General features: G+C 68.8%; 21 protein-coding genes and 4 pseudogenes. 12 read left to right on the top strand and 13 right to left on the bottom strand.

Going from position 1 to position 20,031, the window contains the following annotated elements; translation table 11 throughout:
* Positions 1-2 precede the first annotated feature (2 nt).
* Entirely contained in the window at positions 3-1,223 is a 1,221-nt protein-coding gene (locus OTB20_RS38025; protein WP_267824508.1) for an IS30 family transposase, read from the top strand.
* Between the two features lie 269 nt (positions 1,224-1,492).
* On the opposite strand, the gene OTB20_RS38020 is transcribed toward OTB20_RS38025, so the two are convergent.
* Positions 1,493-2,332: an SDR family oxidoreductase gene (locus tag OTB20_RS38020; RefSeq protein ID WP_267824507.1), complete on the bottom strand. Its 840-nt coding sequence runs from the start codon at positions 2,330-2,332 to the stop codon at positions 1,493-1,495.
* Between the two features lie 92 nt (positions 2,333-2,424).
* Between OTB20_RS38020 and OTB20_RS38015 the strand changes: the two genes are divergently transcribed.
* The gene (locus tag OTB20_RS38015; RefSeq protein WP_267824506.1) at positions 2,425-2,796 is read left to right on the top strand and encodes a winged helix-turn-helix transcriptional regulator; all 372 of its coding nucleotides are present in this window, start codon (positions 2,425-2,427) and stop codon (positions 2,794-2,796) included.
* Positions 2,797-3,072: 276 nt separating this feature from the next.
* On the opposite strand, the pseudogene OTB20_RS38010 reads toward OTB20_RS38015, so the two are convergent.
* Positions 3,073-3,228, bottom strand: a pseudogene (locus OTB20_RS38010) (IS256 family transposase); the annotation flags it as partial.
* Between the two features lie 284 nt (positions 3,229-3,512).
* On the opposite strand from OTB20_RS38010, the gene OTB20_RS38005 reads away from it, so the two are divergent.
* From OTB20_RS38005 to OTB20_RS37995, 3 genes are all read left to right on the top strand, one after another.
* Positions 3,513-4,118: a DUF6461 domain-containing protein gene (locus OTB20_RS38005; protein WP_267824505.1), complete on the top strand. Its 606-nt coding sequence runs from the start codon at positions 3,513-3,515 to the stop codon at positions 4,116-4,118.
* Between the two features lie 58 nt (positions 4,119-4,176).
* Positions 4,177-4,665, top strand: coding sequence for a DUF4265 domain-containing protein (locus OTB20_RS38000; RefSeq protein WP_267824504.1), 489 nt, complete (start codon positions 4,177-4,179; stop codon positions 4,663-4,665).
* Positions 4,666-4,842: 177 nt separating this feature from the next.
* Positions 4,843-5,244, top strand: coding sequence for a DUF5958 family protein (locus OTB20_RS37995; RefSeq protein WP_267824503.1), 402 nt, complete (start codon positions 4,843-4,845; stop codon positions 5,242-5,244).
* 23 nt (positions 5,245-5,267) lie between these two features.
* Here OTB20_RS37995 and OTB20_RS37990 read toward each other — a convergent pair whose 3' ends face one another.
* On the bottom strand, positions 5,268-6,104 hold the full coding sequence (locus OTB20_RS37990) for a S1 RNA-binding domain-containing protein (protein ID WP_267824502.1): 837 nt from the start codon (positions 6,102-6,104) through the stop codon (positions 5,268-5,270).
* 258 nt (positions 6,105-6,362) lie between these two features.
* Between OTB20_RS37990 and OTB20_RS37985 the strand changes: the two genes are divergently transcribed.
* The 5 genes from OTB20_RS37985 to OTB20_RS37965 all read left to right on the top strand — a co-directional run bounded on the left by OTB20_RS37985 (position 6,363) and on the right by OTB20_RS37965 (position 9,674).
* Positions 6,363-6,716 carry a hypothetical protein gene (locus OTB20_RS37985; protein ID WP_267824501.1) on the top strand — a complete coding sequence of 118 codons (354 nt, stop codon included), beginning with the start codon at positions 6,363-6,365 and terminating at the stop codon, positions 6,714-6,716.
* A gap of 25 nt (positions 6,717-6,741) precedes the next feature.
* Complete coding sequence (locus OTB20_RS37980) at positions 6,742-6,957, top strand: transposase (RefSeq protein ID WP_267824500.1); 216 nt, start codon at positions 6,742-6,744, stop codon at positions 6,955-6,957.
* A 91-nt stretch (positions 6,958-7,048) separates the two neighbouring features.
* Positions 7,049-7,945, top strand: coding sequence for an IS3 family transposase (locus OTB20_RS37975; RefSeq protein WP_267824499.1), 897 nt, complete (start codon positions 7,049-7,051; stop codon positions 7,943-7,945).
* Between the two features lie 669 nt (positions 7,946-8,614).
* The gene (locus OTB20_RS37970) at positions 8,615-8,890 is read left to right on the top strand and encodes a hypothetical protein (RefSeq protein WP_267824498.1); all 276 of its coding nucleotides are present in this window, start codon (positions 8,615-8,617) and stop codon (positions 8,888-8,890) included.
* Positions 8,891-8,903: 13 nt separating this feature from the next.
* Positions 8,904-9,674 carry a helix-turn-helix domain-containing protein gene (locus tag OTB20_RS37965; protein WP_267824497.1) on the top strand — a complete coding sequence of 257 codons (771 nt, stop codon included), beginning with the start codon at positions 8,904-8,906 and terminating at the stop codon, positions 9,672-9,674.
* Between the two features lie 27 nt (positions 9,675-9,701).
* Here the strand turns inward: OTB20_RS37965 and OTB20_RS37960 are convergent.
* The 3 genes and pseudogenes from OTB20_RS37960 to OTB20_RS37950 all read right to left on the bottom strand — a co-directional run bounded on the left by OTB20_RS37960 (position 9,702) and on the right by OTB20_RS37950 (position 11,822).
* Positions 9,702-10,135: pseudogene (locus tag OTB20_RS37960) on the bottom strand (IS5 family transposase).
* Between the two features lie 437 nt (positions 10,136-10,572).
* The gene (locus OTB20_RS37955) at positions 10,573-11,469 is read right to left on the bottom strand and encodes a hypothetical protein (protein WP_267824496.1); all 897 of its coding nucleotides are present in this window, start codon (positions 11,467-11,469) and stop codon (positions 10,573-10,575) included.
* A complete protein-coding gene (locus tag OTB20_RS37950) occupies positions 11,466-11,822 on the bottom strand; it encodes a hypothetical protein (protein ID WP_267824495.1) in 357 nt (118 codons plus the stop codon). Before OTB20_RS37950 ends, OTB20_RS37955 begins: the two co-directional genes overlap by 4 nt.
* 69 nt (positions 11,823-11,891) lie before the next feature.
* Between OTB20_RS37950 and OTB20_RS37945 the strand changes: the two genes are divergently transcribed.
* On the top strand, positions 11,892-15,422 hold the full coding sequence (locus tag OTB20_RS37945; RefSeq protein WP_267824494.1) for a CHAT domain-containing protein: 3,531 nt from the start codon (positions 11,892-11,894) through the stop codon (positions 15,420-15,422).
* Here the strand turns inward: OTB20_RS37945 and OTB20_RS37940 are convergent.
* Together OTB20_RS37940 and OTB20_RS37935 are read right to left on the bottom strand one after the other, a co-directional pair.
* Positions 15,371-15,670, bottom strand: coding sequence for a response regulator transcription factor (locus tag OTB20_RS37940; protein ID WP_267824520.1), 300 nt, complete (start codon positions 15,668-15,670; stop codon positions 15,371-15,373). The genes OTB20_RS37945 and OTB20_RS37940 overlap by 52 nt on opposite strands.
* Before the next feature lie 244 nt (positions 15,671-15,914).
* Positions 15,915-16,313 (bottom strand): STAS domain-containing protein, encoded by a 399-nt coding sequence (locus tag OTB20_RS37935; protein WP_267824519.1) that lies wholly within the window; start codon positions 16,311-16,313, stop codon positions 15,915-15,917.
* A 264-nt stretch (positions 16,314-16,577) separates the two neighbouring features.
* Here OTB20_RS37935 and OTB20_RS37930 point away from each other — a divergent pair, with 264 nt between their 5' ends.
* Positions 16,578-16,802: a hypothetical protein gene (locus OTB20_RS37930; RefSeq protein ID WP_267824493.1), complete on the top strand. Its 225-nt coding sequence runs from the start codon at positions 16,578-16,580 to the stop codon at positions 16,800-16,802.
* A gap of 277 nt (positions 16,803-17,079) precedes the next feature.
* Here the strand turns inward: OTB20_RS37930 and OTB20_RS37925 are convergent, their stop codons facing one another.
* The 5 genes and pseudogenes from OTB20_RS37925 to OTB20_RS37905 all read right to left on the bottom strand — a co-directional run.
* Complete coding sequence (locus OTB20_RS37925) at positions 17,080-17,247, bottom strand: hypothetical protein (protein ID WP_267824492.1); 168 nt, start codon at positions 17,245-17,247, stop codon at positions 17,080-17,082.
* A 1,088-nt stretch (positions 17,248-18,335) separates the two neighbouring features.
* Positions 18,336-18,581 (bottom strand): annotated as a pseudogene (locus tag OTB20_RS37920) (HAD family hydrolase); the annotation flags it as partial.
* A 64-nt stretch (positions 18,582-18,645) separates the two neighbouring features.
* A complete protein-coding gene (locus OTB20_RS37915) occupies positions 18,646-19,035 on the bottom strand; it encodes a hypothetical protein (protein WP_267824491.1) in 390 nt (129 codons plus the stop codon).
* Positions 19,036-19,216: 181 nt separating this feature from the next.
* Positions 19,217-19,432, bottom strand: coding sequence for a hypothetical protein (locus OTB20_RS37910; protein ID WP_267824490.1), 216 nt, complete (start codon positions 19,430-19,432; stop codon positions 19,217-19,219).
* Positions 19,433-19,842: 410 nt separating this feature from the next.
* Positions 19,843-20,031, bottom strand: a pseudogene (locus OTB20_RS37905) (IS5/IS1182 family transposase); the annotation flags it as partial.

Here is a 20,031-nt window from a genome sequence, read left to right as displayed (position 1 = left end):
CGATGGACTTCGAGGTCCGTAAGGTCCGGACGGCGCAGGGGCCCAGGAAGCTCCGTGCTGAGCGGGCGGAATACTTCCGGCTCGTGCAACAGGGCTACAGCAGCAAAGAGGCATCCCGACTCGTCGGCGTGCATGAGCGGACCGGTCGCGAGTGGCGCAATGGCCGGATGGATCCGCTGAGGTACCGGGCGCCCGCTCACAATGAGCGGGCGCCCGTTGCCGCGTCGTCCCGGTACTTGAGCGAGACCGAGCGCATCCATATCGCCGACCGGGTGCGGGAGAAGGCCACCGTCCGGGCGATCGCCGCCGAGCTGGGCCGCAGCCCCTCGACGGTCAGCCGGGAGATCCGCCGCAACCGGACCGTGGATCCCCGTGGCCGGTGGTACTACCGTCCGCACGCCGCCCAGGCCCGGGCCGATGCCCGCCGGCCTCGCCCCAAGCCCGGCAAGATCGGCCAGAACTCCGCGCTGCGGGACTTCATTCAGGACGGACTGGACCGGAAGTGGAGCCCGGAACAGATATGCGAGAGTCTGCGCCGGACCTTCCCCGACCAGGCGGAGATGCATGTGGTGCACGAGACGATCTACCAGGCCCTCTACGTCCAGGGCCGCGGAGAACTGCGCCGCGAGCTGGCCCGGGCACTTCGCTCGGGACGCGCCCGCCGCAGGCCCCAACGCCAGGCGGCCTGCCGTCAGCCGCGCTTCACGCACCCGATGGTCATGATCAGCGAACGTCCCGCCGAGGCAGAGGACCGGGCGGTGCCCGGCCACTGGGAAGGGGACTTGATCATCGGCAAGGACGGCGGCTCAGCGATCGGCACCCTCGTTGAGCGGGCGACCCGCTACGTGATGCTGGTACACCTGCCTGACGGCCGCAGCGCCGAGCACATGCACGACGCGCTGGTGAAGACCGTCAAGACCCTTCCATCGCATCTGACGCGCTCGCTGACCTGGGACCAGGGCTCCGAAATGGCCGCCCACCACGCCTTCACCGTCGCCACCGACGTCCCCGTCTACTTCTGTGACCCGGCCAGCCCCTGGCAACGCGGCTCGAACGAGAACACGAACGGCCTGCTGCGGCAGTACTTCCCCAAGGGCACCGATCTGGCCGCCCACACCCGTGAACACCTGGCCGCCGTCGCCGCCGAACTCAACGGCCGCCCACGCAAAACGCTCGGCTGGGAAACCCCAGCCGAGCGCCTGCATAAACTACTCGCCGCCTAACACAAACGATCACGTGTTGCGACGATCCCTAGAAACCGCCCCCTGAACTCACGGGGCTCAACGGCCTCGGGGACCATCGATACAACTGTTGGCGTTAGGCACCTGATCTTGGTCGTCTCACACGCACGATCTCGTCGGGGGTGTTCTGTGAAAGATCTACGGTCGGACGTGGCGGCTGGCTACGCCCGCGATATCCAGTGGAGTTCTTGGCCGCGGGTCTCGGAGCGCGAGTGCCACTGGAGTCGGAACTCGCCCATGGAGCCGCAGCCTCAGCGGAAGGCGGCGACGTTGCGGGCGGCCCAGTCGGCGAAGGGGCGCGGGGCGCGGCCGAGGACGCGCAGGACATCCGGGCTGACATGCAGTTCGGCCGGGCTCGGGGAGCCGAGGATGTCCAGGGTGTCGTCGGCGAGTTCGGCCGGCATGCTCTGGGACATGGCGGCCTTGGCCTCGTCGCGGGTGAGCTCGTGGAACCTCACCGGCGAGCCCAGGGCAGCGGCGATGGCCTCGGCCTGCTGGCGCGGAGTGACCACCTGCGGGCCGGTCAGCTCGTAGACGCCGCCGGCGTGCCGGTCGTCCAGCAGGCAGGCTGCCGCGACCGCGGCGATGTCCGCCGGGTCGATGATCGGTACCCCGACGTCGCCGAAGGGCGCGGCGACGACCTGTTGCGTGCGGACGGACTCGGCCCACCACAGGGCATTGGAGGCGAAGCCGCCCGGCCGCAGGATGGCCCACTGCAGACCGGACTCCCGCAACGTGTCCTCCAGCGCGCGCATCGCGATCCGCGTTTGGCCGGAGGGCCTGGTCACCACACCCAGTGTGGAGAGCAGGACGACCCGGCGGACCCCGCCGGCCGCAGCTTCGCCAATGATGTCGGCAGGGTTGGCTCCTGTGGCGTGCAGGTCGCCGGACAGCAGTAGGAACAGTGCCTTCGCCCCGGCCAGCGCGGGCGAGAGGCTGGCCGGCTCGGCCAGGTCGGCCACCACGTGGCGGGCGCCGTTGGGCACCGCTGCCGTGTGCCGTGACACTGCCGTCACCTGCTGGCCCGCTTCGGTCAGTGCCTGGATCAACGGCCGGCCGATATTCCCGGTGGCTCCGGTCACCACAATCATCTTCAGCTCCCTTGTCAGATGTCTTCTGTGGCCCTCACGCTAGGAGTGGAGCTAACTTCCGGTAAGGACATACCCTTGGGTAAGCTCATGGGATGACAGAAAGCGTGCAGCGTGGAGGCCTTGAGGCGGAGGGACGGTATGACGTGTTTCACACCGCCTGCCCCGCGCGCGGTGTGGTCGACCACGTGACCAGCAAATGGGGGGTCTGGGTACTGATCTCCTTGCGGAGCAGAAGCCTTCGGTTCTACGAGCTGCGCGAGAGCATCCAGGGCATCAGCGAGAAGATGCTCGCCCAGACGCTGCGGGCGCTGGTCCAAGACGGCTTGGTCTGGCGGGAGGTCGAGCCAACGACGCCGCCGCAGGTCACCTACGGGCTGACCGAGTTCGGCCGGGACGTCGGCGAGCCGTTGACGGAGATGCTCGACCGGATCACACGGCGACTGTCGTCGCAGAGCACGGGATAGCGTGGTGCCGACTGGTGCACATCCGCGACGCGATGGACGACCGACGTTTTGTGCGACATCCTGTGAGTTCTTCTGAGCCTCGCTGAGTCTCTGGCCCTGTGGCCAGGAAGCTCTTCCTCCTTCGAGTGCTCTGTGGTCGCGTGACGTAACTTCGGGACGCCGCCAGCGGCAAGCAGGCGGAAACCCGGGTCGTCGCACTACGGTCGTTGTTCCGTCGTGCGAAGAGGAACGGCCCAGGCCTTCGGCAACCCCACCCAACGGCTCCGTGTCCCCCGGCAGGCTGGCGGCGAACCGCTGGCGCTCGCCCGTGGCGGCGTCGACGCGCTTATCGTTCACACGGGGCGCTTTCACCTCGATCGGCCCGGCGTCGGTTGTCACCGTCCGCTCGCGGTGATGGCCGTTGCGGACCACGAAGCGGCGGCCGGCCTCGTCACGCTCGCCATGTCCGCTCCTACGACCGGACCGAATGCACCTGGCGCGAGCAGGCCCCACTGCTGTTCCAGCGGCGCCGCGGCACAGAGAACCGTCGGCTTCACCGACGAAGCCGTACGCACCCTGCTCGCCCAGGCCCTCATTGATACGGGGTGTTCACAAGTGCCCGTGAGCAGGCACTCCAGAGGCACACCAAGATCGCTTCCCGAATCGGCGGAGATCGTTTCCCACCCTGCCGGCGGCCGGGCCAGCCGCTGTCAGACGCAGGGGCAAGGATGGGCGGCATGACGAAGACCGGAGCGGACTACGCGTGGTTCGAGAACGACTTTCCAGACATCGCCGAGGCGTACTGCTTCACCCTGGTACGAGGTCTGTCGCCTGCTGAGCTGATGGCCCGGCTCGAAGGCCGACCGGAGGCTCCTCTGCAGGGCATAGCTGCCGTGGTCGACGCCGCTTTTGCCCAGTACGACCTGGAGGAGGGTGACCGTCAGCTGGTCGCCATGACGACCGTGGGTGCCTGGACGCTCCTGATCGAGCCCAACGGCTACCTCGGAGTCACCGAAGATCGAGTCCTGCCAGCCTCGGCCGGGGCGAGCTGGGTCTCTCACTTCGTCAACATCAACGCTGTCGGCACGTTCCTCTGGGCAGAGGACCGGGTTCTGCGACTCTGCTTCGATCCCATGTTCCCGGAAGACCGATGGGGCACCGCACCCGACGAACTCCTCGACGTCATGGAGCGGATCGGCTTCCACCTCAAGGACGAGTCTCCGGAAACGGATCTGTCCTCACCAGCAGCGTTCGCTCTGGCAGAGCACCTGACCAGCGTGGCCATCACTCCGGAGCTGCTACAGGACACGACCTTCATCTGCGCCACTGTCCAGGTCCGATGACATCGCGCGACCGCCCTCCCCGGGCCTGCCCCGTGAATGCGGTGTGGATGATAGCGCGGTGACGAACATCAGTGACGCCCACGTGAAGGTCCACTTCCGGATGGACATAGATGAGGATGGCTGGCCGCCGGCAAGCGTCGAGAGCCTATGGGCGGTGGACCTCGGCGACGGCACGGTGCGGTTGGACAACACGCCCTGGTTCGTACGCGGAGTCGCCAGCGGCGACATCATCAAGGTGGAGTTCGATGGCGACGGTGTTCTCTGGGCCGGGGAGACGGTCCGACCGTCTCAGAACTGCACGATCCGGCTGATCGTACTGACGGACGACGGCTCAGCCGCCGCCCGGCAAAGCGTGCTGGAGGTCTTCCACCGCCTCGGCACGACCGGCGAGGGGATTGAGCAGTTCCGGATGGTGGCCCTGGATGTCCCGCCTAAGGCGGACCTGCCTCGGATCCGCACGCTCTTGGAACATGGTGAAGCGAAGGAGTGGTGGCACTGGGAGGAAGGCTGTGTCACCGCTGCTTGGGAAGCCGCTGCTCCTGCCTGAGGGCAGCTGAGTTCCGTCCCCAGCACGTGGCGGGCCACAGGGCTGCACCCATGCCGCTTGTAATGAGTTGGTGCTCGAGCGGCTGCGCACGGCAAGCTGTGGGCACGCGTCCTGACGAGTGCGGATGTGGATCCGCCCCGGCGCCGCGGCCGAGTGCCGCCTGATCTCCCGGGGGCAATGGTGAACGAACGGGACGTCCGGCTCAATGAACTCGCGCAGGGGCTGCGCCCCATGTCTGAAGGCATCGAGTGGTTCGACGACCTCGTCCCGGAAGACCAGTCCGAGGTGCTGCTGTTCCTACGTCATCACTGTATCCAGGCGCGCGCTGTCGCCGAGGATGCGCCAGAGAGCATCCGCCGTGCTGGACTGCGCCCGACGCATACGCCCGCGGTATTGATCTCACGCGGCCGGATCGACGAGCAACTGGGAAAGATCGCTGGTCTCACGCCTCTCGACGAACGCCGCAAGGCGTTCAGGCTGCTGATCGCGGTGCTCGCGGTCGCCGACGGGCGGCGCCGCGAGCGCTTCTGCTCCGGCGGCTGTGGTCACTGGTGGCACCATCTGTCTGCCGCTGACTGACTACTCGCAGCCGGTTTCGTTCCTCAGAAGGGCCGCTTCCCCTCCGGTGACAGGTTTCTGGCGGACAGGGTGAGGCGGTGGCGTGTGAGGTCGACTTCGACGATTCGTACGGTGATCTCGTCGCCCTCGCTCACGATCTGACCGGGGTGCTCGACGGGTTCGTCACGGAACTCGGTGTTGTGCACGAGGCCCTCGACGCCGTCGGCGATGCGGACGAAGGCTCCGAACGGGATCAGCTTGGTGACCTGGCCGGTGGTGACAAGGCCTGCTTGGTCCACGAAGGGAACGAGCGGGTTCTCCTGGAGAGCCTTCAGCGACAGCTGGACCTGTCCACGCCGGGTGTCTACGTCGATGATCTCGCCGACGACCCGCTGGCCAGCCGCGACGGCGTCTGCAGGATGGTCGATCCTCAGCCAGCTCAGTTCGGGGCCCCTGATGAATCCGGTGCACTGATCATTCGGTTCGCCGTCGAGGTTCACGAACACACCGAAGTTGTGGACGCTCTGCACCTGACCTTGGTGTCTTGCTCCACGCTGGAGGCCAAGAAGGAACGCTCTCAGCGCCGGGTCCTCGCACGCTGAAGCGGAGGCCCAGACGCACTCCTTCTGCCAGTCGACGGAGATCACTTCGAAGGCGATTTGCTGCCCGATGCTCGCGGCTTCGGCGGGATGGCCGATCGCCTTGCGGGTCAGGTCGCCGCGGGGGATGCGGCCCACCGCTTTCCCGGGGCCGGAAAATCCGTCCAATTCGACGAGCACCTCCCGGCCCTCGAGGCTGATGACGCGGCCGGTGCGGACTTCGCCGACCTGCAGCGTGTTCAGGAAATTCGTCAATGCCTCGCTCGAGTGGGGTTCGGTCACGCTCGTGACCCTACGACGCAGAGGCCGTACAGTGGCAGGGTCATTGCGGGCGCGAGTTGTCCGTCAGCGAAGGAGTGCGGACGCGAGGCGGGCGAGCGTGGTCGTTTGGGGGCATCTGCGGTCACCCTCTGCGATCTTGTTGCGGGTCGCCCTACGTTTGGCTGGGGCTTCCAATGCCGCGAGGCCCCGATGCCGGCTGGGTGAAGGCAGGTCCGCGATACGTCGCTCTTCGAGCGTCTTGACACGGAAGAAGCCATCGTGCGCGGGGAGTTGCCCACGCTTCGAGAGAAGATCGCGACAGCGGAGGAACGGCTGGCCCACCTGACGAACACACGGGAAACCCTGCGCTCGCTCACAGGCCATGCCGGCACTGTCGATGGCAGCAACGAACCTCAGCCGCAGGAGCAGGAGTCAGCTGGCGGCGAGGAGCCCGTGGATGCGTCGGCGTCCGCAGCACCGCCCGACGATGTCGCGGATCCGGGTGGCCCGCCGGTCTCGTCGGGGCCCCTGGAGTTGGCGGTGGCCCGCGAGCGGATGCTGGTGCTGCTGGCGGGGGCCAGGCGGGCAATGAAGCTTCCCCTTGATCGTGGACACCTGGAGACTGGGATCTGAGAGGTTCCAGAGGAAGTAGTGCCAGGTGGGAAGCAAGTACACGAAGCGGTACTCGGACGAGTACAAGCGGGACGCGATCGAGCTCGTGCGCTCGTCCGGGCGGACGGTGACCACCGATGTCGCCCGCGAGCTCGGCATCAGTTCGGAGAGCCTGCGCGGCTGGGTCAAGAAGGCCCGGGCCGCCGAAGCCGCCGGGAGCGCGGGGCCGGCCGGTGTGAGCGCGGATGCGCGTGATGAGTAGCTGAAGCGGCTGAGGAAGCTCACCCTCGAGCAGGCGAAAACGATTGAAATCCTAAAAAAGCGACAGCTTTCTTCGCGAAGGAGACCGACCGGTGAGCGCGATATGCCGGTTCATTCACACGGAGAAGGCGAACTACACGATCGTTATGCTCTGCCGGGTGATGAAGACGGCCCGCTCGACGTACTACGGATGGGTGGCCGGGATCGAGGCCCGCGAGGCCAGGCGCCGGGCCGATGAGGCCCTGGCCCACGAGATCACGGTGATCCACCTCGCCTCCAAGGGCACCTACGGCGTCCCGCGCGTCACGGCCGATCTACGCCGGCACGGCCACCGGGTCAACCGCAAGCGCGTGGAGCGTGCCATGCGCGAGCACGGCATCGCCGGCCACAGCCGTCGCACCGGACGGCGCAGCCTGACCAAGCAGGACACCAAGGCCGCACCGGCCCCCGACCTGATCGGCCGCGACTTTCACGCTGAGAGCCCCGGCATGAAGATCGTCGGGGACATCACATATATCCCGACCGCCGAGGGCTGGCTCTACCTCGCCTCGTGGCTGGACCTGGCGACCCGCGAGATCATCGGGTACTCGATGGCCGACCACCACCGGGCCGAACTCGTCGTCGACGCCCTCGACATGGCCGCTGGCCTGGGCCGTCTCTCTCCGCGTTGCGTGATCAACACTGACCGCGGATCGGAATACACGTCAACCCAATTCCGCGATCGAATCCGGGAGTTGGGCTTGCGGCAGAGCATGGGCCGGACCGGGATCTGCTACGACAACGCCGCCGCCGAGTCGTTCTTCGCTGTCCTCAAAGAGGAGATCGGCACCCGCTTCTGGCCCGACCGGGCCACCGCCCGCGCCGAGATCTTCACCTTAATCGAGGCCTTCTACAACCGCCGCCGACTACGCAAACACATCAACTGGGGCTACCTCACACCCCACGAGACACGCCTGCGCTACCAGCAAGAACAAGCCCTCGCGGCGTAACAAGAGACGTGTCCAGGATCACGGGGAAACTTCATACCCGCGTACGTGAGGACGCTGCGGGGTCCGTAAGGCGCCTTACGGAGCGTTTGGAGCGGCGGGGCCAGTAGAACAGAGAAGGGCCGACCCGGGTGCGGGTCGGCCCTGTCGCGTGCGGCACTCGCGCTGCAACGCGGTGCTGCTGTGTCCCTGATCTGCGAAGTCAACAGCATTCGAGGGGGTTCCGCCGGTCTCCCGGTCGGTTCTGCACCCCACGGTGCCCCGGGCGGTCGCAGGAGGCAAGTTTCGTTTGGACGCCTGTGGACGAACGGGCTCATTGCTGGTCCGTTGAGGGGTTGTTCTGGGGGCGTCGGCAGGAGAGGCGTTATGTCGGGCTGGGAATTGTGGCTGGTCAGGCGCTGATCAGGGGGGATCTTGCGTGCATGCAAGTCATGGACGCCAGTGAACCAATGAACGGGCATTCGGTTCATATCGGACTTCTGTGGGGTGGCGGGCCTTAGGCCGGACGGGGAGCCCCTGTCATCATTAGCGGACCGGGTTCGGCGACTGCAATCGCCTCCGGTAGCGCGCTACTTGGCGAAGTCAATTAGTACGAGGGGGCGCGGTTCGCCGCGCCCCCTCGCAGCATCTGATGGGGGCCGGGTTCTCCCGTGCTCCCGTGAAGGGATGGGTATGGAGAACAGCGACGGCCGCCTTCAGGGGCGGCGTGGGGTGGGTGTCCGGCCGGGTGCGGTGGGCGGTATGACGGTGTCGCAGGCTGCGGTGGTGTGCGTGGTGCTCGTGCTGGCGGCGGTTATGCGTCTGTACGGGAAGATGCCGATGACGGAGATCTTCCAGCTCCTGGGCGGCGCGGCCGGGATCGGCATGCTGACGGTCTTCACCCTGACGCCGGGCGGGCGCGGCATCGTGGCTGCAGCGGTCCGCGGCGCCCTCCAGGCCGGCCGGTAAAGGGCGCCTGGGCATGGGACGTCCTGAACTTCCCGTCGACTTCTCGGTCCAGTCCCGCGGCAAGCTGGCCACGGGACTGCGTGAGCTGCGTACCGTGGCTGGGTTGACCTACGAGGAGCTGGCGGCGAAGACGGGTGTCTCGCCGGCGACGCTCAAGCGCGCGGCTTCGGGGCGGACCGTGCCGTCCTGGGAGACCATCACGGCGATCGTCGCGGTCTGCGGTGATCTGGCCGGGGTGGACGGGATGGTCGTGCATCTGTGGCAGCTGGCCCGGATCGTCGAGCGGGACCGTCTTTCGCAGCTGCGGAGGCCCGGCTCGCCTGAGCTGGTGACCACGCGCGGGGCGTTGAGTGAGGCGCTGGAGTACTTCTACGAGCGCGCCGGTGCGCTGCCACTGCGGCGGCTTCGGGCGCTGGCGGGCGGCGCGCATCTGCTGCCGGTGAGCTCGGCCGCGCGAATCGTCAATCGGGAGGCTCTGCCTGCCAGCCGCCAGCAGTGCGCAGCTTTTCTGACCGCTTGTGGGGTCGGGCCGCGTTTGGTGGAGCGCTGGGCGGAAGCCTTCGACCGGATCATGGCGTCCCGCGACATCGTTGCGCAGCGGCTGAGCGACGCGGAGGCCATGCTGGCTCTGACGCTGGGTGGGAGGAGCCGGCGTACCGCCGAGAGGTACTGGGCGGAACGGCGGCCCGCTCGCGGGAAGCTGCCCCCCAGTCGCTACGTGCAGGGAGGAGACATGCAGGCGCTGTTCGAATTGCCCGACGACGAAGATCTGCGGGCAGCGTGAGTCAGCGGAGCTGGCTTAGAAGTCATCTCATTGGGCGAGTCTGCGGTAGCAGATGAGGGTGCAGGCGATGCTGGTGAAGGCGAGGAAGTGTTCGGCCTTGCGTTCGTAGCGGCGGTGGAGGCGTCGGCAGTCGGCGAGCCAGGCCATGGTGCGTTCGACCACCCATCGGTGGCGGCCAGCCGCTGGGAGGACTCGACGCCTCGGCGGGCGATGCGGTGCTTGATACCGCGTCCACGTAACCATTTCCGCAGGTGGGCATAGTCGTAGCCCTTGTCCGCGTGGAGCGTTCCGGGCTTGCGCCGTCGGCGGCCGCGGCGTGAGCGGATGGGCGGTACGCCCCGGACGAGGGGCTCCAGAGCCTGACTGTCGTGAAGGTTCGCGCCCGAGATCGCGACGGACAGGGGCAGACCCGTCCGCTCCGTGATCAAGTGGATCTTCGAACCGAACTTGCCTCGATCCACAGGATTCGGACTTGTCAGATCCCCCTTTTCAGGGCCCTCATGTTCACCGAGTCGATCGCGCAACGCGACCAGTCCAAGTCGCCCCGGGCGCCGAGTTCATCGAGGTCGAGGGCGTTTTCGAGGTCGGTTCGGTCAGTAGCCAGTACGAGTTGACGCCGTCCTCGAAGGAACCGAGGAACACCGCTCGTCCCGCGGGAAGTTCACGGACGGATGGTTCTCGGCTCCGGTCGCGTACGAACGTGCGACTGCAGGTGGTTGGCAGCCCCTGCTTGGCCAGGAAGAGGGCGGCCTCAGCGTGTACGCCACCGGCAGCAAGACGGTGTGTGAACCGTTCTGGGTTCGGTAGAGACTCGATTCGATGAAAGGTATCGAGTCTCTACCGACCCAGAACGGTTCAGAACACCGATTCCGGGATGAAGAGGTGAGAGTGTGTCCGATCATTGGTGGGCCGGATCGGCTGATGGTTGGTGCTTCTGGAACGCCTCGGTCATCTGCGCTCCGATCTCCGGGGTCAGCCGACCCGTCAGCTCGAACCCGAGTTGATGGGCGACGTCACGGCTGTGCATGTCGACCGAGGACTCCACGAGGTCCGCGTACACATCGACCGAGCGGCGGATCCGCCGTGGCGATGCCAACAACAGCCAAAGCCCTGGCACGAGCGCGGGCCACCAGTATGCGCCGACAACCAGGTAGGCCAAACTCCACACCGGCGTTCGGGCGGCTGAGGCACACCGCTCCTGGATCGTTGTCACCTCCACCCGTGCCGCGTCGGGCAGCACCAGCCACAGCCGCGGCCACGTGGTGGTCAGGTCGAGGCCGGTCCCGCGGCGGACGCGGTCGGCGACGGCACGTAGCCGGTCGCCCGCCCACGTCGGGCAGTTCGGCTCGGTCTCGGAGATCGCGTCGCGGCGCAGCACAGCGCGACGCGCCCTGGCCTTGGCCTGGCGGTTGTCCGGGTCGGCCAGCACTGCCCTGATCGCGGTGTCCGCCTTCGCCTCTGCCCGATGCCAGCGGCGGTGGCGCAGCGCGGTGAATGGCCTGCCGAGGCCCGTACCCGTCGCTCCCCAGGAGCTGATCACGACATCGCCCAACGCCGTCACCGCGAGCCCCACCGCGGCGGTCGCCGCGAGGAGCCCCGCCGCGGTCCACACCAGAGCCGGCCCCGTGGACACCGCCATCACGCGCGTCCGCAGCAGCGCGATGTCGAGTGCGTGCGTGGGACCGAGTACGACCGCCGCCACCAGGACGGCCACGAACACCGCGGCGGGCAGCGCGAGTAGGGCGGCCCAGCGACCTGCCAGGTTCTTGCCGAGCTCCGTGAGGAAGACGTTCACAGCTCGACCCTGATCTCGCGGAACGGCTGCCCGGTGAGATGGCACGACGGCTGCTTGTCGGTCGCATTGCGCGGGCACGCGCCGGTCGGGCACTTCCATGCCGTGACGACCAGGTTCCGTGGGCCCGGCCACCGGGCGAAGTCGCGGTACGCCCGAGTCAGGTTGTCTATGCCATGCTCGGCGAAGGCGCTGTCGAGCAGGTCGAGGTCGGCTTCGGGCACCGCGCCCCGAGAAGCCGCCTCGACGACCCTGGCCAGCACGTCTGCCACGCCGTACAGCGCGGCGCGTTCCGCCAGCGCCTCTCCCGCCTGCTCGCAAAGAGTTCCGACACGCGGACCGGTCGTTGGTGCCATGCCGACTCCGAACCCCCTTCGCGACGATCCTGTTAACGCTACCGTGGAGGGAACGGATCGGGGGGCCGCATGTACGACGATGTCCGGTTAGTGGTGGAGAACTTCGAGTCTTCCGCTGACGTCGGCGCACTGCTCGCCGCCACCCTCCCTCCGCCGTCGCGGTGCCCGCGGCACCTGTTGCCGCACCTCGCGCAGGCGTACTGGCTCCGCTACCGCGCGCAGAGCGGGTTCGACGGCTTGATCGACCGGGAGTTCTGGGCGTCCGTCGTGGGCGGGGACGCCGATCCCGTGGTCGCCGCCGTCACCGCCGCGGAGCAGTACCGGGAGCTGATGGAGGCACGGGCGGATTTCCTCGAATGCCAGGACCCCGAGTCGCTCGTCGACTTCGTGAATGCCTACACCGCGTTGCTGGACGCTGTGGTCGACGAGCGGATGAAGGCCGCGCTCACCGCCGACCAGTGCGCCTTGCTGCTCATGCTCGACGAGTACCACGGCACGAACGACTACGCCGAGAAGGTCCTCAACGCGCTGGACTGGGTGCTGGCCCGCACGCCCCAGGCCGACCCGCAACGCGCCCGCCGGCTGGTCGATCGCGCCCGCGCTCGGGTGTTCGCGGGCAGGCGGCGAGGTCAGGTGCTCGCCGACTACCGGGCCGCCGCCCAGCTGGCACTGCGCGAACGCCCGGTGTGGCGCGACGTCGTGGTTGAGCTCGCGCAGTACGAGTCGGACCTCTACGCGAACGGCGCCGCGCAGATCTATCTGGCAGGCGCGTTCGTCACCTGCCGCGACCTCGCCGACGCGCTGGAGCGGGATTTCGGCGACACGGTGACCCTGTCCGCGCTCGCCCAGCTCGAACATGAGGTGAGCAGCCGCATTGGGCCGGATGTGGCGCGGTTCCTGCGGACCTGCCACCGTGATCCCCACGCTCTGCAGGCGCAGCGAGACAAGGTCGAAGCTTTGCGGCGCCAGGACATCGTGCCTGGCGTACTGGTGGAACGCCGAGACCAGGCGTGGTTGCTCGCCATCGGGCTGCCGCTCGACCACGAGGGCAGGCTGGACGCGCTGCTGGACCTCTACGGCCGGCACACCGACCTCTGGGAGCTCGGCGGGGACACCGCGGCGATCGGGCTCGCCTGCGACACGGTCTTCGAAGCGATGCTGACCACCTCACCAGACGACGCACGCAGATCCGAGCTGTTGAAGGCGCTCGCCCACGCGGCGGAGACCCTCTCCGTCCAGACCGGCTCCCCCGATGACGCGACGGTCGCGGTCGCCGCGGCCCGCGCGCTGCTGGAGATGCCCGCCCGCGACGAAGGGCAGCGAGCAGTGCGGCTCTCCACCCTGGCGTCCACGCTGGTCAGGCAGTTCGAACTCGGCGCCAACCCGGCGGCCGGCCAGGAGGCCGTCACCGTCGCGGAGGAGGCCCTCGCGCTGACCCCGCCCGGCGACGAGGACCTCCCGTTGCGCTGGTCGGGATTGTCCAACGCCGCGATGGAGGTGGCCGAGGCCGGGGACCACACTCTGTTCGCCCGGGCCGTCGAGGCGGGCGCGCAGGCAGTGGCCGCCATTCCCGAGGACGACGTACGCCGTATCGGAATGCTCTACAACTACGCCGCCGCCGTGCAGACGCAGGCGGTCGCGACCGACGTCACGGACGCCGAGCCGTTTCGCGAGGCCGAACGCGCCTACCGCGCCGCGCTCGCACTGCTGGCTCCCGACCACCCCGACAACCCGCGCATCGAAAGCACGATCGCCGACCTGCTCTACCACCGGTACCACCAGTGCGGCGACCTGGACGCACTGGACGACTCGCTCACCCTCGCCGAGAAGGCCGTTCGCGAAACGCCGCATGACCACCACTGGTGGCCATTGCGAGCATTCGCACTCGCGCGCTCGGCCCGAGCGCTCGCGACGTTCGGCGGACCGCGCGCCGACGAGTTGCGCCAACAGGCGATCGCCCACTACCGGGCGGTCGGCACGCACCCGGCCGCCACCGCGCAGCACCGGATGCTGTGCGAGCGGGGGCAGGCCGACATACTCGCCGAGGCGGACCCGGCGACGATACTGAACGCGCTGGAACGCGTGATCGCGGCCATTCCCGCGACGATCAGCCGGGCGCTGCCGCGAAGTCAGCGGCTGCGGGCCGTGCGGCAGTTGGACGGGCTCGCCGACCGTGTGGTGGACGCCGGGGCGCGGTCAGGCGAGCTGGACCGGGCGCTGGAGCTGCTCGAACAGTGCCGGGCCATGCTGTTCGGCGATGCGTGGGGAATCCGCCGCGGCTGGGCGAAGCTGCTCAAGATCCGGCCGGAGCTCGCCGAGGAGCTCAGCCGGGTGGAGAAGGACCTCGCCGACGCCGACTCCTACTCCGACCTGACGTTCCACATCGAGGTGGAGTACGCCGGCCGGACCTCCACCAGGGACTGGGATCCGCGGCCGCAGGCCGTGGAACGGATCAGGCGGCTCGCGGCGCGCCGGGACGGGCTGATCCAGACCGCGCGGGCGGTGCGGGGGCTTGAGAACCTACTGATGCCGCCCGACCTTGAGATGCTGCGCGAGCGCCTGATCGGGCACACCGCGGTGATCGTCAGCGCGGCGGGCACCGCGCTCGTCGTTCCCGGCGACTACTTGCGGCCCGTCGAGGCCGTGCCGTTGCGGCAGATGACCGCAAGCACAGCCCGCGCCCAGCTCAAAAAGCTGCGGGCGGCGCTCGCTGACGTGAAGGCCCCTGGGTGCTCGTTCGACCGGCGCGAGCAGGCACAGCTGGACCTGCACGCCGTACTGGAGTGGCTGTGGGACACCACGGCCGGGCCGGTACTGGACCGGGTCGCGGACTCGCGGCTGTGGTGGTGCCCGGTCGGCGTCATGGCAGGGCTGCCGCTGCACGCGGCAGGCCGGCACCGCGAGCGCGCGGGGCTGACCGTCTTCGACCGCGTTGTCGCTTCGTACACGCCGTCGCTCACCGCGCTCGCCGACACCGTAACCACGCCCCCGCCGCAGCACTGCCGACCCACCGCGCTCATCGTCGGCGTCGGCGAGGGTGAAGGCGTGCCCACGCTGCCGAGCGCCCGCGACGAGGCCGAGGCGGTGGCCGCGCTTCTGCCCGGCTCTACTGTGCTCATGGACTCCGCCGCCTCCGCGGACGCCATCAAGGACGGCCTCCACGACCATGCGATCGCCCACTTCGCCTGCCACGGCCGGGCGGTCAGCTCCGCCGGGCACCCCGACCTCGGCGGGCTGATGCTCAACAACGGGATGTTCGTGCCGTCGTTCGTGCGCGACTTGCGCACCACGCAAGCGCAGCTCGCGTTCCTGTCCGCGTGCGACACAGCCAGTCCCGACCCGGCGCTGCTGGACGAGCCGCTGAACCTGGCATCGGCGTTCCACCTCGCCGGCTTCCGCGGAGTCATCGGCACGCTGTGGCACACCGCGGACAGCACCGAGACCGCCGTGGCGGTGTACGAGGCGCTCACCGCGCACGGCACCCGGCCCGCCGACACCGCCCAGGCGGCCACCGCGCTCACCGAGACCTCACGTCGCATGAGGGACGCCTACCCGGCGGTGCCGACGCGGTGGGCCGCGCACGTGCACGTCGGCGACTGAGCTGCTGGAGGGCGCCACCCCCGTACGGGCCAGTCTGGGTGACTGACGCGGAGCTGGTCTCTCGCTGCCTGGGTGCGGTTGGGGCAGTTCATCTTGGCGAGAACGTTGGCCACGAGCCGTTTGGCACCGTGTTCCGAGATCCGGAGCCGACGTGCGATCAGCTTGTTGCTCAGACCCTCCACCAGAAGATGCGGAGTCTCCCGCTCGCGTGGGGTGAGCGTGGCGTTGCGGTCGCGGTGCCCTGCCATGCTCACCGTCGGCCAGATACGGAGAGCTTCGGGACACCAGGACGAGGCCGCGCAATGGAGCACACTGGCCCGTCAACTGCACGGTGGAATGCGTGACCAGCACACCGATCGTCATACACCGGCCGTCCAGGATGGGCGGCCGGAGAGTCACCGTGCATAGCAATGGCCCCGCAGCATCCCGCCACACAGCGACCCAAGCCCGGGCCGATGCCGCGTGGCGGGCCGGGACCGCGCAGGGAAACAGCTAGGCGCGAGGCAGCCAGCCGGCGGCGAAGTCGGCTTGGTCGCGTGCGCGCTGGGCCCGGTCCTCGAGGAGCCGGCGAAAGCCCGCCACCGCGTACCGCTCCCCGGTAGCCGCCCCAGCCCCCGAGATCCCGGCCACCTCGGCCATGAACTGCTGGGGCTGGGGCTGCCAGCTGGTGACCAGCACACGCAGGCGCCGACGCTCGGCGCGCCGGTGCAGGTCCAAGAGGTGGAACAGGCCGTCAGTGTCCATGGCCGTCACCCCATGCAGGTCCACCAGGAGATCCCGTTCGTCGGTGGTGACACGGCCCAGGGCCTGCCGGAGCGCCTCGTCCGCGTCTTCATCGAGTGTTCCGTCGATGCTGATCAGGACCGAGCCGCCGCGGTGCTGGACGCCCACGTTGATCAATTCCGTCTCCCGTCACCCGCGGCTCCAGCCGACGGGGCTCCATCGTGGCCCGGTGCTCCCCGAGGCCGGATGAGGCGCGCTCTGCTCGGCGCCGCGTGAACGGAAAAAGTGAGGGGCCCCCGGCCGGGCGCGGCAGGGACCCCTCCTACGCGCCTCCGTCGGAGACGGGCAGGCACGCGTCGCCGGGACAACGAACACGACGTCGGCGGGACACGCCGCTTCCCCCGGAAGCCGCACCCGCGTCATGCTGGAGTGGTGAACGACATGAACCCCAGCTGGCTGACCGACGAGCTGCGCCAGGCCGCGGACAGCGCCCGGCGGCAGGGACTCCAGACAGACCTGCGCACCCTGGCCGCCCGGATCCGAGCCGACGCCGAAGGCCGGTACGCCAGCGAGTCTCCCGGCTGGCAGTCCGGCGTCGAAGGGACCCTGCTCTACATCGAGAATATGCCCAGCGGCCTGACCGAGGGCAGGTCGTAGCAGTCGGCTGACCGACCACCGGCTGCTGTCCGGTCACGGTCGGCCGACGCAGGTGCCCGGCCGCCGCCCCGGAAGGGGTTGCACGGGCCGGTCACGGCGCTGACGTGCGGTTTGACCGACGGCGAAAGACGGATGGGCAGGCCCAAGGGTCCCCTGGGCAAGCCCCCGGCAGCGTTGGCGCTCCGCCCGGGGGGCAAGCCTGAGCGGCTGGGCAAGCCCAAGGGGACCCTGGGCAAGCCATCCGTGTGAGGGGCTTGCCCAGGAGCCGGCGACCCGGCTACGCCATTGCGGCGGCCACGGTCTCAAGGACGGCGCGCTGTTGTAGGTCGATGGGTACGTCGGTCTGGCGCAGCGAGCGCAGTGTGGTCCCCTCAGCGCACAGTCGGCACAGCCCGAACACCGGGATCGGGCCGGCACCGATGAGGGTGTGTGACAGCCAGGGCACAGGTGGCAGTTCTCGGGCTCATCCGCCGACGGCGCGTCCGGACCGAGCAGCGGGACGATCCGGCGGAGGTTCTCTCCGGCCTCCGCCCACAAGGCCATCGGCCTCTCTGCGCGTCGCTCGAAGACGACGCCGCCTTCCGGGCCCTCGACGGTGCGGACCCGGGCGAACGTGCCGACGCCTTCCTCGGGGTGGTCGGGGAGGAACACCAGGGCGGTCTCCAACCCGGCCCCCTCTTCCACGCCGATGGCGTGCCCCTGTCCGCAGGCGAGGGCCGCGCCGAGATCGGTCAGCCCGCGGCCGTCGTCGTCGTTGCGCAGCCGCAGAGGCCACGCGGCCGCAGTGCCGTCGACCTCAGCGGGAGAGGAGGTGATCAGGATGCCGTTGCCGGACTGGCGAACGTCCAGGTGGGTCATGCCCTGGACGGAGTGGAACGCGGTGCCGAACCACTCCGTCGGCTGGCCGCCCTCACCACGCGGGCTGCGCTGCTTGTGAAGTTCCATGCTGTGCCTCGCAGACGTGACCCCGTTGCACGGGCCGTACGGTCCGCTGGACCCCCAACCGGCCGCCCGGCAACCCCGGCACGCCCCGGGACCGTCGTTCACCCATCCAGCCCACCGGGCAAACCTTCCGAGGCTTGCCCGGACCTGTCTGCCCGGATGCCATACGGGCTGTATCGGGGTTGCACCGGGGGTTGCCTGCACAGGGGGCTGGGCGGTTGCTTTCAGCGGGGGATCGGGAGTAGGACCGCAGGTGTGAACCCCCGAGAATTCCTGACCTTCGTTCTCCCAGGTCAGCCCCTGTGGGCAAGCCGGTTTCGTAAAACGACACCTCTTTAACCCGCGATAGCCGGGGTGAAGAGGAGCCTGTTCGAGGCCGGGGCGCAGTCTGTGGCCAGCGGCGGAGGTCCAGCTGTTCGGAGGGCCGGGGCACGGCCCCCGTCGCGACCTCTGCTGGCCAGGACCGCGCCCCGTACTGCCGACGGTACCCGCCACCCAGACCACCCCGGTCAGGCTCCGCTCCACCTCGAGCCCCGGCATGACGAGGCCCCCGGCGCGGAGCACCGGGGGCCTCGCTGGATCTGGTGCCGGTCAGGGCAGGAAGTTCTTCTGCCACTGGAGCGAGTCCATGCTGAGCGCCGCGTCGGCGAGCGCCTTCGCTGACGGGGTCTTGAGGGGGGCGAGGCTGGTGTCGATCCAGTTCTGCGTGAGGCTGTAGCCCTGCTCGCGGTACTCGACGGCCTGGACAAGGCATTCGAGTTTGTCGGCGTCGCGGGCGACGATCGCCTCCGCTGTTTCGCCGGCCTCGGCGTTGGCGACCTGGTCGGCGGTGACCTCCTGGAGCTCCCTGCTACCCGTAACGGGCGCTTCAGGGGCGCGGTCACCCCAGAAGGCTGCGTGGTCAGCGCCGGCCGCCGCCGATGCGGCGGTCGTCGGCCAGTGCGGTCAGCGGGCCGAACTCGCAGGCAAGCTGGTTCCACGTCAGAACCTCGCCACAGCGGGCCGGGAACTCCTTCGGGTTGAACTCGGGCATGGTCCAGGTGCCAGTGCCCCGGTCCCGCAGCCACAGGTCCCCGTCACCGTCGACCACAGTCGGCGGGACCGGTACGGGCTCGGCCTGATCGGTGGGCTCCCAGGTGACCCGGCCCGGGTGGGAAACGCGGCGCAGCTCGGTGGTGGCCAGCCGCGCGGCCAAGTCACGGGTGGACTCTTCGGCGTCCTTGACGGACGCGAGTCGGTATGCGTCGTCAAGTACGGGCAGGGCTGGATTCTTGCTGCGCTTTGAACTCATACGCTGACTACCTCCGGTGGGGGGCGTCACATCCGTTATGGCACCCCGTAGAGGAACACGATATCCGAGGCGGGAGCCGGGCCGGCTACGACTACTGTCCAGGTGGAGGCGCTGGCACACCGGGCGGTGGGGCTAGGTGGTGAGCTGGTCCTGGACGTGGCGCAACCCGTGGTGGTAGCGCTCAGATACGGCGGTCCGGGTCTGAGAAGGTGAGGCCGCCGGGGGCGAGCGGACGTCGGGCCGGGGCGGGTGCGGGCTCGGGCTCGCCGGGCGGCTGGCGGAAGTCGGCGCCCTGCTCGACCGGCATCAGCCGGCGCCCACCCGCCTGGGCGGGTACGGGAGCGTCGGAAGAGGGCTCGGAGAAGGCGGGCAGCGAGAGCGGTCGACGGTCGGTCATGATCCCTAGTCTCCCAGGTCCGGCCCTGCGGGTTGTTTCAGCTCACCAGAACAGAGCGGTTAAGCCACTGCTACCGCCGGTGAACCGGCCCGGACCGCCGAGGCCGGGCGGCACACTGCGCGGGTGACCACGACCCCCGCCTGAACCGGGTTCAGAAACCTCCACGCTCAGACCCCGACGCCAGCGCGTGCGCCCAAACCCTCCCGACCTGGCCCCGGCCGCCCACTCGGTTCAAGAATCAGCCGTTCGGCAACCCGTCACGACGTGGGACGGGTCCTCGCAACCGGCGAGGCGTACACCAGACCCGCCCATCACAAGAAGGGCACCAAGCCCCGCCGACTGGATAAATGGCAAGGTTAGAGGGCGTTTCATCCCATTGGTTTATCCCGGATTACCGGGTTGATCCTGTTTCATGCTCTGCGCCATTTGGGGGTGGATTCGTGGGTGAGTCTGCGGGTCATGAGGTTGATCGTCGCGAGGTGGATCATGGCTTCGGAGCGGTGGGAGTGGGCTTCGTAGTCGCGGGCGAGGCGGCGGTGGTTCATGAGCCACCCCAGCGTCCTCTCCACGGTCCAGCGTCGCGGTAGGACGGCAAATCC

Origin of the sequence: Streptomyces sp. H27-H1 (assembly GCF_026627445.1) — a bacterium.
GTDB lineage: Bacteria > Actinomycetota > Actinomycetes > Streptomycetales > Streptomycetaceae > Streptomyces.
The sequence above is the reverse complement of the archived record's forward strand: the minus strand, read 5'-3'. Positions and strand labels throughout refer to the sequence as shown.

What these genes read in the sequence shown, in the direction of transcription:
- OTB20_RS37995 (WP_267824503.1), top strand. Translation starts at nt 4,843, where the DNA reads ATGGTGAACGAACGGGACGTCCGGCTCAATGAACTCGCGCAGGGGCTG.
- OTB20_RS37965 (WP_267824497.1), top strand. Translation starts at nt 8,904, where the DNA reads ATGGGACGTCCTGAACTTCCCGTCGACTTCTCGGTCCAGTCCCGCGGC.
- OTB20_RS37910 (WP_267824490.1), bottom strand. Translation starts at nt 19,432, where the DNA reads ATGACCGACCGTCGACCGCTCTCGCTGCCCGCCTTCTCCGAGCCCTCT.
- OTB20_RS38020 (WP_267824507.1), bottom strand. Translation starts at nt 2,332, where the DNA reads ATGATTGTGGTGACCGGAGCCACCGGGAATATCGGCCGGCCGTTGATC.
- OTB20_RS37915 (WP_267824491.1), bottom strand. Translation starts at nt 19,035, where the DNA reads ATGAGTTCAAAGCGCAGCAAGAATCCAGCCCTGCCCGTACTTGACGAC.
- OTB20_RS38015 (WP_267824506.1), top strand. Translation starts at nt 2,425, where the DNA reads ATGACAGAAAGCGTGCAGCGTGGAGGCCTTGAGGCGGAGGGACGGTAT.
- OTB20_RS37970 (WP_267824498.1), top strand. Translation starts at nt 8,615, where the DNA reads ATGGAGAACAGCGACGGCCGCCTTCAGGGGCGGCGTGGGGTGGGTGTC.
- OTB20_RS37940 (WP_267824520.1), bottom strand. Translation starts at nt 15,670, where the DNA reads ATGGCAGGGCACCGCGACCGCAACGCCACGCTCACCCCACGCGAGCGG.
- OTB20_RS38025 (WP_267824508.1), top strand. Translation starts at nt 3, where the DNA reads ATGGACTTCGAGGTCCGTAAGGTCCGGACGGCGCAGGGGCCCAGGAAG.
- OTB20_RS37950 (WP_267824495.1), bottom strand. Translation starts at nt 11,822, where the DNA reads ATGGCACCAACGACCGGTCCGCGTGTCGGAACTCTTTGCGAGCAGGCG.
- OTB20_RS37945 (WP_267824494.1), top strand. Translation starts at nt 11,892, where the DNA reads ATGTACGACGATGTCCGGTTAGTGGTGGAGAACTTCGAGTCTTCCGCT.
- OTB20_RS38005 (WP_267824505.1), top strand. Translation starts at nt 3,513, where the DNA reads ATGACGAAGACCGGAGCGGACTACGCGTGGTTCGAGAACGACTTTCCA.